Source organism: Pseudomonas sp. L-22-4S-12 (assembly GCF_009799935.1).
GTDB lineage: Bacteria > Pseudomonadota > Gammaproteobacteria > Pseudomonadales > Pseudomonadaceae > Aquipseudomonas.
This window is the reverse complement of record NZ_WELL01000001.1, coordinates 1,143,615-1,157,263: the sequence shown is the minus strand read 5'-3', so window position 1 is coordinate 1,157,263 and position 13,649 is coordinate 1,143,615. Positions and strand designations below refer to the sequence as shown.

Annotated in this window: 15 protein-coding genes; 9 read left to right on the top strand and 6 right to left on the bottom strand. The window is 67.2% G+C overall.

What is annotated here, in order from left to right:
* Positions 1 to 3 precede the first annotated feature (3 nt).
* Together F3I16_RS05215 and F3I16_RS05210 are read right to left on the bottom strand one after the other, a co-directional pair.
* A complete protein-coding gene (locus tag F3I16_RS05215; RefSeq protein ID WP_160492642.1) occupies positions 4 to 720 on the bottom strand; it encodes an LrgB family protein in 717 nt (238 codons plus the stop codon).
* Positions 717 to 1,079: a CidA/LrgA family protein gene (locus tag F3I16_RS05210; RefSeq protein WP_160492641.1), complete on the bottom strand. Its 363-nt coding sequence runs from the start codon at positions 1,077 to 1,079 to the stop codon at positions 717 to 719. The genes F3I16_RS05215 and F3I16_RS05210 overlap by 4 nt, the downstream gene beginning before the upstream one ends.
* 161 nt (positions 1,080 to 1,240) lie before the next feature.
* Here F3I16_RS05210 and F3I16_RS05205 point away from each other — a divergent pair, with 161 nt between their 5' ends.
* The 4 genes from F3I16_RS05205 (at position 1,241) to F3I16_RS05190 (ending at position 5,676) form a co-directional block, all read left to right on the top strand.
* Entirely contained in the window at positions 1,241 to 1,696 is a 456-nt protein-coding gene (locus tag F3I16_RS05205; protein ID WP_160492640.1) for a MaoC family dehydratase, read from the top strand.
* A gap of 211 nt (positions 1,697 to 1,907) precedes the next feature.
* The gene (locus tag F3I16_RS05200; protein WP_160492639.1) at positions 1,908 to 3,626 is read left to right on the top strand and encodes a C13 family peptidase; all 1,719 of its coding nucleotides are present in this window, start codon (positions 1,908 to 1,910) and stop codon (positions 3,624 to 3,626) included.
* Between the two features lie 68 nt (positions 3,627 to 3,694).
* Positions 3,695 to 4,336, top strand: a complete 642-nt coding sequence (locus F3I16_RS05195; protein ID WP_160492638.1) for an NAD(P)H-binding protein — start codon at positions 3,695 to 3,697, stop codon at positions 4,334 to 4,336.
* A 158-nt stretch (positions 4,337 to 4,494) separates the two neighbouring features.
* Entirely contained in the window at positions 4,495 to 5,676 is a 1,182-nt protein-coding gene (locus tag F3I16_RS05190) for an acetyl-CoA C-acetyltransferase (RefSeq protein WP_160492637.1), read from the top strand.
* A gap of 141 nt (positions 5,677 to 5,817) precedes the next feature.
* Here the strand turns inward: F3I16_RS05190 and F3I16_RS05185 are convergent, their stop codons facing one another.
* The 3 genes from F3I16_RS05185 to mpl all read right to left on the bottom strand — a co-directional run bounded on the left by F3I16_RS05185 (position 5,818) and on the right by mpl (position 8,236).
* Positions 5,818 to 6,111, bottom strand: a complete 294-nt coding sequence (locus F3I16_RS05185; protein WP_160492636.1) for a YceK/YidQ family lipoprotein — start codon at positions 6,109 to 6,111, stop codon at positions 5,818 to 5,820.
* Positions 6,104 to 6,733 carry a flavin prenyltransferase UbiX gene (gene ubiX, locus F3I16_RS05180; RefSeq protein WP_160492635.1) on the bottom strand — a complete coding sequence of 210 codons (630 nt, stop codon included), beginning with the start codon at positions 6,731 to 6,733 and terminating at the stop codon, positions 6,104 to 6,106. The genes F3I16_RS05185 and ubiX overlap by 8 nt, the downstream gene beginning before the upstream one ends.
* A gap of 150 nt (positions 6,734 to 6,883) precedes the next feature.
* Positions 6,884 to 8,236, bottom strand: coding sequence for a UDP-N-acetylmuramate:L-alanyl-gamma-D-glutamyl-meso-diaminopimelate ligase (gene mpl, locus F3I16_RS05175; RefSeq protein ID WP_160492634.1), 1,353 nt, complete (start codon positions 8,234 to 8,236; stop codon positions 6,884 to 6,886).
* A 344-nt stretch (positions 8,237 to 8,580) separates the two neighbouring features.
* Here mpl and F3I16_RS05170 point away from each other — a divergent pair, with 344 nt between their 5' ends.
* The 4 genes from F3I16_RS05170 (at position 8,581) to ppa (ending at position 10,751) form a co-directional block, all read left to right on the top strand.
* Positions 8,581 to 9,036, top strand: a complete 456-nt coding sequence (locus F3I16_RS05170; protein WP_160082637.1) for a GNAT family N-acetyltransferase — start codon at positions 8,581 to 8,583, stop codon at positions 9,034 to 9,036.
* Between the two features lie 124 nt (positions 9,037 to 9,160).
* Positions 9,161 to 9,325 carry a hypothetical protein gene (locus F3I16_RS05165; RefSeq protein ID WP_160492633.1) on the top strand — a complete coding sequence of 55 codons (165 nt, stop codon included), beginning with the start codon at positions 9,161 to 9,163 and terminating at the stop codon, positions 9,323 to 9,325.
* A gap of 2 nt (positions 9,326 to 9,327) precedes the next feature.
* On the top strand, positions 9,328 to 10,146 hold the full coding sequence (locus F3I16_RS05160) for a zinc-dependent peptidase (protein ID WP_160492632.1): 819 nt from the start codon (positions 9,328 to 9,330) through the stop codon (positions 10,144 to 10,146).
* Positions 10,147 to 10,223: 77 nt separating this feature from the next.
* Positions 10,224 to 10,751 carry an inorganic diphosphatase gene (gene ppa, locus F3I16_RS05155; RefSeq protein WP_160082643.1) on the top strand — a complete coding sequence of 176 codons (528 nt, stop codon included), beginning with the start codon at positions 10,224 to 10,226 and terminating at the stop codon, positions 10,749 to 10,751.
* A 123-nt stretch (positions 10,752 to 10,874) separates the two neighbouring features.
* Here ppa and F3I16_RS05150 read toward each other — a convergent pair whose 3' ends face one another.
* Positions 10,875 to 11,912: an AraC family transcriptional regulator gene (locus F3I16_RS05150; protein ID WP_256670069.1), complete on the bottom strand. Its 1,038-nt coding sequence runs from the start codon at positions 11,910 to 11,912 to the stop codon at positions 10,875 to 10,877.
* Between the two features lie 114 nt (positions 11,913 to 12,026).
* Between F3I16_RS05150 and F3I16_RS05145 the strand changes: the two genes are divergently transcribed.
* Complete coding sequence (locus F3I16_RS05145) at positions 12,027 to 13,637, top strand: FAD-dependent oxidoreductase (protein ID WP_160492630.1); 1,611 nt, start codon at positions 12,027 to 12,029, stop codon at positions 13,635 to 13,637.
* The last annotated feature ends 12 nt before the right edge of the window (positions 13,638 to 13,649 follow it).

Here is a 13,649-nt window from a genome sequence, read left to right as displayed (position 1 = left end):
TCCTCAGGCGATCAGGGCGACAACCAGCGGCAGGGCAATGGCCGTGACCACCCCCATCAGGCTCATGGCCAGGGCGGCGAAGGCCCCGCTCTCTTCACTTTCCTGCAGCGCCCGCGCCGTGCCCACCGCATGGGCGGTGAGGCCGAGGGCCATGCCCTGCGCCGCCGGATGGTGCACGCCGATCAGGCGCAGCAGCTCCGGCCCGCAGATCGCCCCGAGCACCCCGGTGATCAGCACGAATACCGCGGCCAGCGCCGCCACGCCGCCGATCTGCTCGGCCACCAGCATGGCGATCGGCGAGGTCACCGACTTCGGCGCCAGGGTCATCAGCATCATGTGGTCGGCGCCGAACAGCCAGGCCAGCGCCACCCCCAGTACGGTGGCGAACACGCCGGCCAGCGCCAGGGTGATCAGCACCGGCCAGAACAGCTGGCGGATGCGCCGCAGGTTGAGATACAGGGGCACGGCCAGGGCCACGGTGGTCGGCCCGAGCAGCACGCTGAGGAGGAAGGTGCTGTTGCGGTATTCGGCGTAGCTCAGGCCGCACAGCAGCAGCACGCCGATCAGTATGGTCATGGACAGCAGCACCGGCTGCAGGAACACCCAGCGGGTCCTTTCATAGGCGGCCAGGGACAGCTGATAAGCCGCCAGGGTGATGCCGACGCCGAACAGCGGATGATGGATCACCGCCTGCACGGCGGCCTGCCAGTCGAGGCTCATGACCGCTCCTCGCGCCGATTCTGCCGCTCGATCAGCTTCTGCATCAGCCAGCCGGCGAACAGCAGCGACAGCAGCAACGAAAGGCCCAGCGCCCCGGCCAGCGCCCAGAAATCGGCGGCGATCTGTTCGGCATAGACCATCACCCCCACCGCCGGCGGCACCAGCAGCAGCGGCAGGTAGCGCAGCAGGCCGGCCGCCGCCTCGCTCAGCGGCTCGCCCACTTCGCCACGCAGCAGCAGAAACACGAACAGCAGCAGCAGGCCGATGATCGGCCCCGGCAGCATGCCGAGAAACAGGGAATTGAGGGCGGTGCCGAGCAACTGGAACAGCACCAGCCAGGTCAGGCCGCGTAGCAGCATGGGAGTCTCCGGCGGGTTTGCGGCGCCCATTATAGGCATGCCGAAGGGGACGCCATAAACCGCGACTTTCGGCTTGACCCGCCCGCCGACTCATGCTGATCTAGGACCAGCAAGGTTCACCACCAAAAACAATAAACTTCTTGCATCCTCAAGGAGGATCTATGCCGTTTGTACCCGTATCACAACTCAAAGACTACGTAGGCAAAGAGCTCGGACGCTCGCAATGGCTGACCATCGATCAGAACCGCATCAACCAGTTCGCCGAATGCACCGGCGATCACCAGTTCATCCACGTCGACCCGGTCAAGGCCAAGCACACACCCTTCGGCGGCACCATCGCCCACGGCTTTCTCTCCCTGTCGCTGATCCCGATGCTGATGGAAAGCCTGATGATCATGCCCGAGGGCCTGAAGATGGCGGTCAACTATGGCCTCGACAGCGTGCGCTTCATCCAGCCGGTCAAGGTCGACTCGCGCGTGCGCCTGGCACTGAGCATCGTCGAGGTCACCGAGAAACGCCCCGGCCAGTGGCTGATCAAGGCCCAGGCCAGCCTGGAGATCGAGGGCGAGGAAAAACCCGCCTATATCGCCGAGCCGCTGACCCTGTGCTTCGTCTGACCTTTGACCTACTGCGCTCGGCGATGCGGCGTTGAAAGCAAGCTCGGAATGCTCATTTACAGACGAAAACTCCGCCTCCTCGCCTGCTTTCGCCTTGCCTCACCTTCGCTCGTAACGGTCAAAATCTAAATTGCAACGGGGCGCGCAAGCGCCCCGTTTGCATTGGAGCGGCAGCAACCCTGCGGCATACTCGGAGCATGCCCCGACCCGGATGTCCACCATGCCCCGCCTTCTCGCGCCACTGACCCTTGCCCTGCTGCTCACCGCCTGCGGCGACGGCGAGCCGCTGCTGCCGCCCGACGCGGTGCTGCCCGACGGCGGCCGCTATCGCGGCGAGGTGGTCGACGGCCTGCTGCAGGGCGAGGGGCGCATCGACTATGCCAACGGCAGCTGGTACGCCGGCAATTTCAAGGACGGCCAGAGCGATGGCCAGGGCGAATGGCAAGGGGCCGGCGGCGAACACTATGTCGGCCAGTTCCGCCAGGGCCTGTTCGATGGCCAGGGCAGCCTCACCTACAGCGACGGCAGCACCTACCGGGGCGGCTTCAAACAAGGCCGCCTGCATGGCGAAGGCCACCTGCAGCAGGGCGAAGTGAGCTACCGCGGCGAGTTCCGCGACGACCGCTACCATGGCCTGGGCAGCCTCGAATGGCCAGGCGGCAATCGCTACCAAGGCCGCTTCGTGCGCGGTGAGCTGAATGGCCCCGGCACCCGCAGCGAGAACGGCAATCAGTACAGCGGCACCTTCGACAACGGCGTGCTGCATGGCCAGGGCAGCTACACGGGCGCCGAGGGCGAACACTACAGCGGCGGCTTCCGTAACGACCTGTTCCACGGCAAGGGGCGCTTCCAGAACGCCGAGGGCGATGCCTGGCTGGGCAACTTCGTGGACGGCTCGCTGGAGGGCAAGGGCGAATTCAGCGGCGCCGATGGCCGCCATTACCTCGGCGACTTCCGCCAGTGGCGCTTCCACGGCCAGGGCGAGCTGACCCTGGCCGACGGTAGCGTCTACCGCGGCCAGTTCGCCAACAACGACTATGCCGGCGACGGCACCCTGGCGCTCGCCGACGGCAGCCGGCGCAGCGGCACCTGGCAAGGCGGCCAGCTGATCCGCGACAGCCACGGCGCGACCCAGCCCGACGCGCTGGAGCTGGGCCTGCTGGCACAGGGCCGACTGCTCGAGCAGGCCATCGCCGCCGTGCCCGCCTCGACCCCGGCCACCGAGCTGTACAGCCTGACCCTGGCCGGCGACGGCAAGCAGAGCGTGTTCCTGCGCGAGGCCGACTACGTCAGCCAGCTGCTCGGCGAGCGCTTCAACGCCCGCGGCGGCATCCGCCTGAGCAACCACCGCGACCACCTGGCCGACCGCCCGCTGGCCACCCGCGAGAGCCTGACCCGCGCCGTGCGCGCCCTGGCCGAACGCAGCGGCCCGGAAGACCTGGTGTTCATCTACCTGACCAGCCACGGTTCGCCCGACCACCAGCTGAGCCTGGACCAGCCGCGCCTGCAGCTGGACGACCTGCCGGCCGACGAACTGGCCGCCCTGCTGCAGCCCCTGCGCGAGCGGCACAAGGTGGTGGTGATCTCGGCCTGCTACTCCGGCGGCTTCATTGCGCCACTCAAGGACGGTAAGACCCTGGTGATGACGGCCACCCGCGCCGACCGGGTGTCGTTCGGCTGCGCCGAGGAAAACGACTTCACCTACTTCGGCCGCGCCCTGTTCGCCGAGGCCTTCGCCGAGACCGACGACCTGCAGCGAGCCTTCGAGCTGGCCAAGGCGAAGGTCGCCGAGCGCGAGCAGGCCGAAGAGTTCGAGCCATCGGAACCGCAGCTATGGGCGCCGCCCGCCGTGCTCGCCCACTGGAAGGCGATGCGCGCCAGCCAGGCCCGGCTGGCCCTGGAGAACGCCAGCGCAAATAAAGAGCAGTAAAGCGGCATAGCACGCACACAGGGATGAGCAAAAACTTCTAAGCTGGCAGTATCAGCGGAGTAACCAGCATGTACCTGACGCCCCAGCACATCCTGCTCGCCGGAGCCACCGGCCTCACCGGCGAGCACCTGCTCGACCGCCTGCTCAGCGAGCCGACCATCTGCCGCGTGCTGGCGCCCAGCCGCCGCCCGCTGGCCGAGCACCCGCACCTGGACAACCCGGTGGGCGAGCTGCTCGAGCTGCTGCCGCAGCTGCAGGGCCGGGTCGACGTGGCCTTCTGCTGCCTGGGCAGCACCATCAAGCAGGCCGGCTCGCAGGAGGCCTTCCGCGCCGTCGACCGCGACCTGGTCGTGGCCTTCGCCCGGCGCGCCCGCGAACTCGGCGCGCGCCACCTGCTGGTGATCAGCGCCCTGGGCGCCGACGCCGGCTCCACGGTGTTCTACAACCGCATCAAGGGCGAAATGGAGCAGGCGCTGATCGCCCAGGACTGGCCGCAACTGACCCTGGCGCGGCCGTCGCTGCTGCTCGGCACCCGCGCCGAGTTTCGCCTCGGCGAACAGCTGGCCGCCCCCTTCCTGCGCTGGCTGCCCGGCAAGTACCGCGGCATTGAGGCCGCCGTGCTGGCCCGCGCGCTGTGGCGCCTGGCCCTGGAAGAGGGCCGCGGCGTACGCATCGTCGAGTCCGACGAGCTGCGCCGGCTCGGCCGCTAGCGCAGCCGAACGCGAGCGACCACCAGTCCGCCGCGCTGTTCACACCCCGTCCGGCGCTTTAAACTCGGCCTCCCCGGCATGTTCGCGGCTCGCTGCCGCGACCTGCCCGCCGTGGCGCACGCGCCACAGCCCACCCACTGCCAGACACCGGAGAACACATGCGCGAAGTCGTGATTGTTGCTGCCACCCGTACCGCCATCGGCGCCTTCCAGGGCGCGCTCAGCGCGATTCCCGCCGTCGAGCTGGGCGCCACGGTCATCCGTAGCCTGCTGGCACAGAGCGGCGTCAGCGCCGAACTGATCGACGAAGTGATCCTCGGCCAGGTGCTCACCGCCGGTGCCGGGCAGAACCCGGCGCGGCAGAGCGTGATCAAGGCCGGGCTGCCGCAGAGCGTGCCGGCCTTCACCATCAACAAGGTCTGCGGCTCGGGCCTCAAGGCCGTGCAGCTGGGCTACCAGGCCATCGCCTGCGGCGACGCCGAGGTGATCATCGCCGGCGGCCAGGAAAACATGAGCCTGTCGCCCTATGTCCTGCCGCAAGCCCGCACCGGCCTGCGCATGGGCCACGGCAAGGTCGTCGACACCATGATCCAGGACGGCCTGTGGGATGCCTTCAACGACTACCACATGGGCATCACCGCGGAGAACCTGGCCGCCAAATACCAGATCAGCCGCGAGCAGCAGGACGCCTTCTCCGCCACCTCGCAGCAGCGCGCCAGTGCCGCCATCGAGGCCGGGCGTTTCGACGGCGAGATCACCCCGGTGCTGATCCCCCAGCGCAAGGGTGAGCCAGTGGCTTTCGCCCGCGACGAACAACCGCGCGCCGGCACCACCGCCGAAGCCCTGGGCAAGCTCAAGCCGGCCTTCCAGAAGGACGGCAGCGTCACCGCCGGCAACGCCTCCTCGCTCAACGACGGCGCCGCCGCCGTGCTGCTGATGAGCGCCGCGAAAGCCGCCGAACTGAAGCTGCCGGTGCTGGCGCGCATCGCCGCCGCCGCCGGCTCCGGGGTCGACCCGGCGATCATGGGCATCGGCCCGGTGTCCGCCACCCGCCGCGCCCTGGGCAAGGCCGGCTGGAGCGTCGCGGACCTGGATCTGGTCGAAGCCAACGAAGCCTTTGCCGCCCAGGCCCTGGCGGTGGCCAAGGAGCTGGGCTGGAGCCTGGACAAGGTCAACGTCAACGGCGGCGCCATCGCCCTCGGCCACCCGATCGGCGCCTCCGGCTGCCGCGTGCTGGTCAGCCTGCTGCACGAGATGCAGCGCCGCGACGCCAAGAAAGGCCTGGCCACCCTGTGCATCGGTGGCGGTCAGGGCGTGGCCCTGGCGGTCGAGCGCGCTTAAGCGGCAGTCGACACACTTGCGCGCTCAGGCGCGCAAGGCTTTGCGTAGGGTGCGCAGCCCCACACCGGCTTGCCGGTGCGCACGGCGCACCCTACACAATAAACAGAAAGATCGCTGCGCCGGCGCAATGCCGGCGCGGCTTCAATTGCCACCCGTGACGCTGAGCCCGATACCCAACTCGGCAGCCACGGCCATCGGCAGCAGCAGGGTGTCCAGCAGGGCACTGACCGGCAGGTCGAGCCCGGCATATTTCGGCGCCTCGGCACCGAAGCGATCCAGCGGGCAGCAACCACCGTGCAGCACATACCAGTCCAGGCGCGTCCCCGAGTAGATGATCGGCGCCCCCGGCTTGGCCGCATCCAGGGTGCGTACGCTGGCGCAGCCGGACAGCAGCCCGGCCAGCAGCGCCAGGCTCAATCCCGAGAATTTAATCATCGCTGCCCAGATGGTGCTCGCCCCAACGCGGCAGCATGTCCTGGGGGATGTTCAGCAGGTTGAGGATGCGCGCAACGACGAAGTCGACCAGGTCGTCGACAGTCTGCGGCTGGTGGTAGAAGCCGGGCGAGGCCGGCAGGATGACCGCGCCGAGGTTGGACAGCTTGAGCATGTTCTCCAGGTGGATGCTGGAGTACGGCGCCTCGCGCGGTACCAGGATCAGCTGGCGGCGCTCCTTCAGGGCCACGTCGGCGGCGCGCTCGATCAGGTTGTTGCAGGCCCCCGTGGCGATGGCCGAGAGGGTGCCGGTGCTGCAGGGAACCACCACCATGGCCGCCGGCGCGCCGGAACCGGAAGCCACCGGGGCCATCCAGTCTTCCTTGCCGTACACGCGGATCTGCCCGGACGCGGCGCCGGTGTACTCGCTGAGGAACGCCTGCATGGCCTGGGGTTTGGCCGGCAGGGTCACGTCGGTCTCGGTGGCCATCACCAGCTGCGCGGCCCTGGAGATCAGGAAGTGCACTTCGCGCTCTTCCTGCACCAGGCAGTCGAGCAGGCGCAGGCCGTACTGGGCGCCGGAAGCGCCAGTCATGGCTAGGGTGATGCGTTCCGGACCGGACATAAATTCACTCTCACTGCTGTTGCGCTTGGTTATGCCGCGTTGAAAACCTGCTCAAAATGCTCATTTACTCGCAGTAAACTGCGCTTTCTCGCAGGTTTTCGCCTTGCCTAACCTGCGCTCACGCCGCACTCAGAGCGAACTTTTCGCCTTCTATTCTTCCAAGGCCTTGGCCAGCTTGCCATGCAGGCCGCCGAAGCCGCCGTTGCTCATCACCACCACCTGGGTGCCCGGCGCGGCGTGGGCCTTGACCCCGGCGATGATCGCCTCCAGCGAGTCGCAGACCTCGGTCGGCACGCTGGACGACGCCACCGTGGCGGCCAGGTCCCAGCCCAGGTTGGCCGGCGCGTACCAGTAGACCCGATCGGCCTGCGCCACGGAGGCCGGCAGGCCGTCGCGGTGAGCGCCGAGTTTCATCGAGTTGGAACGCGGTTCGATCACCGCGATCAGCGGCGCATCGCCGATCTGCTTGCGCAGGCCGTCCAGCGTGGTGGCGATCGCCGTCGGGTGATGGGCGAAGTCGTCATAGATGGTCACGCCGTTGACCTCGGCAACCTTCTCCATGCGCCGCTTGACACTCTTGAAGCCGGACAGGCCGGCAATGCCCAGTTCCGGCACTACGCCAACATGCCGCGCCGCAGCCAGGGTGGCCAGGGCGTTGGCGACGTTGTGCTGGCCCGTCAGCGCCCACTCGACCACGCCCATCAGGGCCTCGTCGAACCACACCTCGAAGCGCGAGCCGTCGGCGCTGAGCAGCCTGGCCTGCCACTGGCCGCCGTCGCCGGTGGTCTGCACCGGGGTCCAGCAGCCCATGCCGATGACCCGCTGCAGGGCCTGCTCACTGGCCGGATGGATGATCAGCCCCTCGCCCGGCACGGTGCGCACCAGGTGGTGGAACTGTCGCTCGATGGCCGCCAGGTCCGGGAAGATGTCCGCGTGATCGAATTCCAGGTTGTTCAGGATCGCCGTGCGCGGGCGGTAGTGGACGAACTTGCTGCGCTTGTCGAAGAAGGCGCTGTCGTACTCGTCGGCCTCGACCACGAAGAACGGCGTGCCGCCCAGGCGCGCGGACACCCCGAAGTTCTGCGGCACGCCGCCGATCAGGAAGCCCGGGGCCATGCCGGCATGCTCCAGCACCCAGGCCAGCATGCTGCTGGTGGTGGTCTTGCCGTGGGTGCCGGCGGCAGCCAGCACCCAGCGCCCCTGCAGCACATGGTCGGCCAGCCACTGCGGACCGGACACGTAAGGCAGGCCCTGATTCAGCACATACTCCACCGCCGGGTTGCCGCGGCTCAGGGCGTTGCCGACCACCACCAGGTCCGGCGCCGGCTGCAGGTGGGCAGGCTCATAGCCTTGCATCAGCTCGATGCCCTGGGCCTCGAGCTGGGTACTCATCGGCGGGTAGACGTTGGCATCGGAACCGGTGACGCGATGGCCCAGCTCCTTGGCCAGAACCGCCAGGGAACCCATGAAAGTGCCGCAGATACCGAGAATGTGAATATGCATCGATGACCTCGAAAAACGGGCCGCGCCAGCCCGGAAAAATCTCGCGCAGGTTAGCACAGCGGCTCTGCCGCTGGCCCGGGCAGTCATAGACCCGTGGCAGGCGAAATGATCCCGCGCCCCCGGATAAAAGTGCCGAGTCCGTTGCACTCAATATGGCCAGGTGCCCGGCACCAGGCAAAAACCAAGAGCGCCGCCGGCGGCACGATCAGCGCTTGATCGACGCAGATGAAATCAAACGCTTGCTTGGATTGCGCTTTCCAGTCGCATTAGGCAGGATCAAGCCTGACCACTGGCACAGCATCTGCATTGCCAGCCACGCCACTCCATAACCGCCGAGGCCCGCTATGCGCATCGTCCAAGCCACCCTGGAGCATCTGGACCTGCTGACCCCGCTGTTCATCAAGTACCGTGAGTTCTATGGCGAGCTGCCGCTGCCGGACTCGTCGCGCAAGTTCCTGGAGAACCGCCTCAAGCGCAAGGAATCGGTGATCTACCTGGCCCTGGCCGACGACGAGGACAAGGCGCTCGGCTACTGCCAGCTGTTCCCCAGCTTCTCCTCGCTGTCGCTCAAGCGCGTGTGGATCCTCAACGACATCTTCGTCGCCGAGGACGCACGGCGCATGCTGGTCGCCGACCGCCTGCTGCAGACCGCCAAGCAGATGGCCAAGAGCACCAATGCGGTGCGCATGCGCGTGGCCTCCAGCGTCAACTTCGAGACCGCGCACAAGACCTACGAATCGATCGGTTTCCGCGAGGACACCGAATTCAAGAACTTCGTCCTGCCCCTCGACCAGGACTGAACGCCCCGACCGCGACGGCACCCCCCCGGTGCGCCGTCGCCCCTCCCCTGCGCCAACCTGGCGCGCCCCGCCGCCGCTTCCTGCCCGTATAATCGTCGGCTTTCAGCGCACGCCCGTGAGCCCCATGGAATTCAACCCGATCGCCCCGTTACTGCGCCTCGATGCCGAACTGGAGTCGCCGGCCAACCCCTGCGGCACCCGGATCTACACCACTCTGTTCGGGGTCGGCAGCCAGTGCGCCCCGGGCCACTGCTGCGGCCACCGGCACAGCAGCCGGCACGCGGTCTGAGCATGGGCCTGCTGCGTCGCTGGTGGCGCCGGCGCCTGCTGCGCCGCCACCCGCTCGCCGACGGCGACTGGCAGGCCGTGCTGCGGCAGCTGCCGCTGCTCGACGGCCTCGACCCGCAGGAACTGCAACGCCTGCGCGAACGCTGCGTGCTGTTCCTGCATGACAAGCACCTCACCGCCCTGCCCGGCGTCGACCTCGACCCGCACGGGCGTCTGCTGCTCGCCGCCCAGGCCCAGCTGCCGCTGCTGCACCTGGCCGAACTCGACTGGTACCAAGGCTTCCACGAGATCGTCCTGTACCCCGACGACTTCGTCAGCCCGCAGCGCCACCGCGACGCCAGCGGCGTGGTCCACGAATGGGAGGCCGAGCACAGCGGCGAAGCCTGGCACCGCGGCCCGGTGATCCTGGCCTGGCCTGGGGTGCAGGCCAGCGGCGGCTGGGACGGCTACAACCTGGTGATCCATGAGCTGGCGCACAAGCTGGACATGCTCAACGGCGACGCCAACGGCCTGCCGCCGCTGCACAGCCAGATGCGCATCGAGGACTGGGCCACTGCCATGCAGGACGCCTACGCGCGGATGAACGCCATTCTCGACGCCAACCCGCACGCCGAGACGGCCATCGACCCCTATGCCGCGGAAAACCCGGCGGAGTTCTTTGCCGTCACCAGCGAATACTTCTTCAGCGCCCCGGACCTGCTGGCAGCCGCCTTCCCCGCCGTCTACGCCCAGCTCCGCGCCTTCTACCGCCAGGACCCTCTGCAACGTCTACAACGCCTGCAGGCAGAACATCCGGATTACCGGGACACGACCAAAGGCTGAGCAGGAGGGCGTAGTAACGCCCGCCGAATGTGCCTATAATCCGCCCACTTTTTTGGCCCAACCCTGGGGTGTCCACCATGAGCTACAGCAAAGTCCCGGCCGGCAAAGACGTGCCGAACGACATCTACGTCGCCATCGAGATTCCGGCCAACCACGCGCCGATCAAATACGAAATCGATCACGACACCGACTGCCTGTTCGTCGACCGTTTCATGGCGACCCCGATGTTCTACCCGGCCAACTATGGCTTCATCCCGCACACCCTGGCCGACGACGGCGACCCCCTCGACGTGCTGGTCGTGACCCCCTATCCGGTCGCCCCGGGCTCGGTCATCCGCTGCCGTCCGGTGGGTGTGCTGAACATGACCGACGAAGCCGGCGGCGACGCCAAGCTGATCGCCGTGCCGCACGACAAGCTGAGCCAGCTGTACGTCGACATCAAGGAATACACCGACCTGCCGGCCCTGCTGCTGGAGCAGATCAAGCACTTCTTCGAGAACTACAAGGATCTCGAGAAGGGCAAGTGGGTCAAGGTCGAAGGCTGGGGCAATGCCGACGCAGCCCGCGAAGCAATTCTGAAGGCGGTTGCGGCTTACCAAAAATAAGCCAAACCCACCCCCGAAAGGCCGGCCACAAGCCGGCCTTTTTATTGTCTGCAAAAATCTCCTGACGCCTCACGCCCCGGCAATCACGGCAGACGCGGCCACCCCACATTGGCCGTCCGGTTTTCAGGCTGCCCCAGGCTTGCCAGTCAGCCCCTCCAGCACTTGAGCCGATTCACGCCCGGCAACGGCTCGCTGTCGCCACTGCGCAGGCGTCATGCCGGTCCAGCGCTTGAATGCCCGCCAGAAAATGCTCGGCTCGGCAAATCCCAGGCTGTGGCCGATATCGGCCAACCCCAGGTCGCCCGAGGAAACCGCCAGCAGCGCGGCATCACGACGGGCCTGATCCAGGAGCGTGGAGAAATCGAGATGGTCTTGCTGCAGGCGCCGCGCCAGGGTTTTCGGGCTGAGGCCCAGTGCCTGGGCGGCCATGGCTCGAGTCGGGGGCTGGCCGGGCAACCTTGAACGGATCCACGCGCTCAGCTCTTGAGCCAGGTCGTCGGGCTTCGACAGGGCGGCCAGGCGCGCCGACACATATTGACGGTGCAGGTTGACCAGCGGCGCCTCGGCCTGGGCCAGGGGCGTGTCCAACGCGGCATTGTCGATCAGGATGCCGCTGAACGCCTGGTCGAACTCGACCGGGCAGCGAAACACGCAGTGATAGTCGTCGAGCGGCCCAAGAGGCGACTGACTGAACTGCACCTTGAGCGGCAGCAGCTGATTGCCCGTCAGTCTGTGACCCAGGGCGACCACCGCGGCCAACACCGCTTCAATCTGATGCGGGCTGAACGGCAATTGCCCCTGACAGGGGTGGTAAATCAGCCAGGTGGCGTTGTTGCCTGGAATCATTTGCACTCGGCCGCCGTCACTGATTAGCCGCTGGTAGCGCTGCACCAGCGCTATCGACTCCCGTAGCGATGGCGCCGACTGCAGAAGATAACTCACCACGTTGAAGCTGGCGGGGCCTACCTGCGAGCCGGCCTTCAGGCCGAAACCGGGATCCCCGGTGAGTCGGGCCGCCGCCCGCCACAGGCGGGTAATGTGATCCACCGGCCAGCGCTCGTGATCAAGCTCATCGGCACAGATCCCCGCCGCCCGCAGCAGCGCCTCCTGGGTGACCCCCAGGCGTTGCGCCGCAGCGAACACGGTGTTGACCCAGCTCATCGAAACGCCGGCCTCTAAAGTCAATGCGACTGTCCTCCAAAGTCAACCGACTCGGAGAATATGCGGATAAGGTTTTCCGCTACAAGACAGCCTTGCTAGGGGAGCACATCAGTGATGAGCCAAACGCTGCAGTCCGATCTGGTCGTGGTGGGAGGCGGGCTCGCCGGTATCGTCACCGCTCTGGAAGCCCTGCGCGCGGGCAAGCGCGTCACCCTGGTCGACCGTGACTCGCCGGAACGCTTGGGTGGTCTGGCGCTGTGGGCTTTTGGCGGCATGGCGCTGGTGGATACGCCACTGCAAGCGCGGATGAACATCCCGGACAGCCCGCAAATAGCGCTGCGCGACTGGCTGCGCTTTGGCGAGCTGGCGCCGGACGACGCTTACCCCCTGCAGTGGGCAAGGTACTACGTGGAGCACTCCCGTCGAGAGGTCTATGACTGGCTGAGCGCAGAAGGCGTGAAGTTTCTGCCGGCAGTGAACTGGGTCGAGCGCGGCCTGAATGGCGATGGCAACAGCCTGCCGCGCTACCACGTCATCTGGGGCACGGCGCGTGAAATGACCCGCCGCCTGATCGCGGCGCTGCAGGTCGCCGGTAGCGGTGGCCGACTGAACCTGCTGCATCGAGTCCGCGTGACCGGGCTGGACTATCAAGCCGGCAAGATATCCGGGGTTATCGGGCAGCACGAGGACGGCCCCCGCGAAATCCGCCTGCAGGCTCCCGTGGTCGTGCTGGCCATGGGCGGCATCAACGGCAGCCACGCCGAGACCCGCGCCAACTGGCCCACGGACAGGCCGATGCCACAGGCCATGCTCAACGGAGCCCATCCCTACGCCGACGGCAAGCTGCATCATTTGGTGGCCGACACCCTCGGCGGGCGGATCACTCACGCGGGCGAGATGTGGAATTACGCGGCCGGGTTCCCGCACCCCTATCCACACTTCGCCGGCCATGGCTTGTCCGCCATCCCCTGCAAATCGGCGCTGTGGCTGGACCACAGCGGCCGGCGCATTGGCCCGCAACCCCTGGTCACCGGCTTCGATACCCACTGGCTGTGCCAGCGCGTAGCCGAGCAAGAAAAGCCCTGGACCTGGCAACTGCTGAACTGGCGCATCGCCGCCAAGGAATTTGCCATCTCCGGCGCGGAACACAATCAGCGCATCCGCGACAAACAGCTGCCAGGCTTTCTCTGGGAAACCCTTACCGGCAACCACCGCCTGGTGCGCCAGATGCAACGCGAAAGCCGGTACTTCCTGGTCGACGACAGCCTCGCCGGGCTGGCCGCGAAGATGAACGCCCTGACCTGCTCGCTGGACATCGACCCGGCGGTGCTGCAGGCCACGGCGGACGCCTTCGACGCCAACTTCCGTGGCGGCAAGCGGCTGCAAAACGACGAGCAGATCCGGCGCATTCTGCACGCCCGGCAATGGGGCCCCGACCGCCTGCGCACCTGCAAACCGGCCCCCCTGCAGATGCCGGGCGCCGGCCCGTTGATCGCCATCCAGACGCAACTGATCTCGCGCAAAAGCCTCGGCGGCCTGCGCACCGACCTGCAAAGCCGCGTCCTCGATCAAAGCGACCGTCCGCTCGAAGGCCTGTATTGCGTTGGCGAAGCCGCCGGATTCGGCGGCGGCGGCGCCAACGGCAAACGCTCGCTCGAAGGCACCTTCCTGCCAGCCTGCATTCTCACCGCGCGCGCCGCAGCACGCTCGATAAACGCCGGCTGATCTCTACCAACA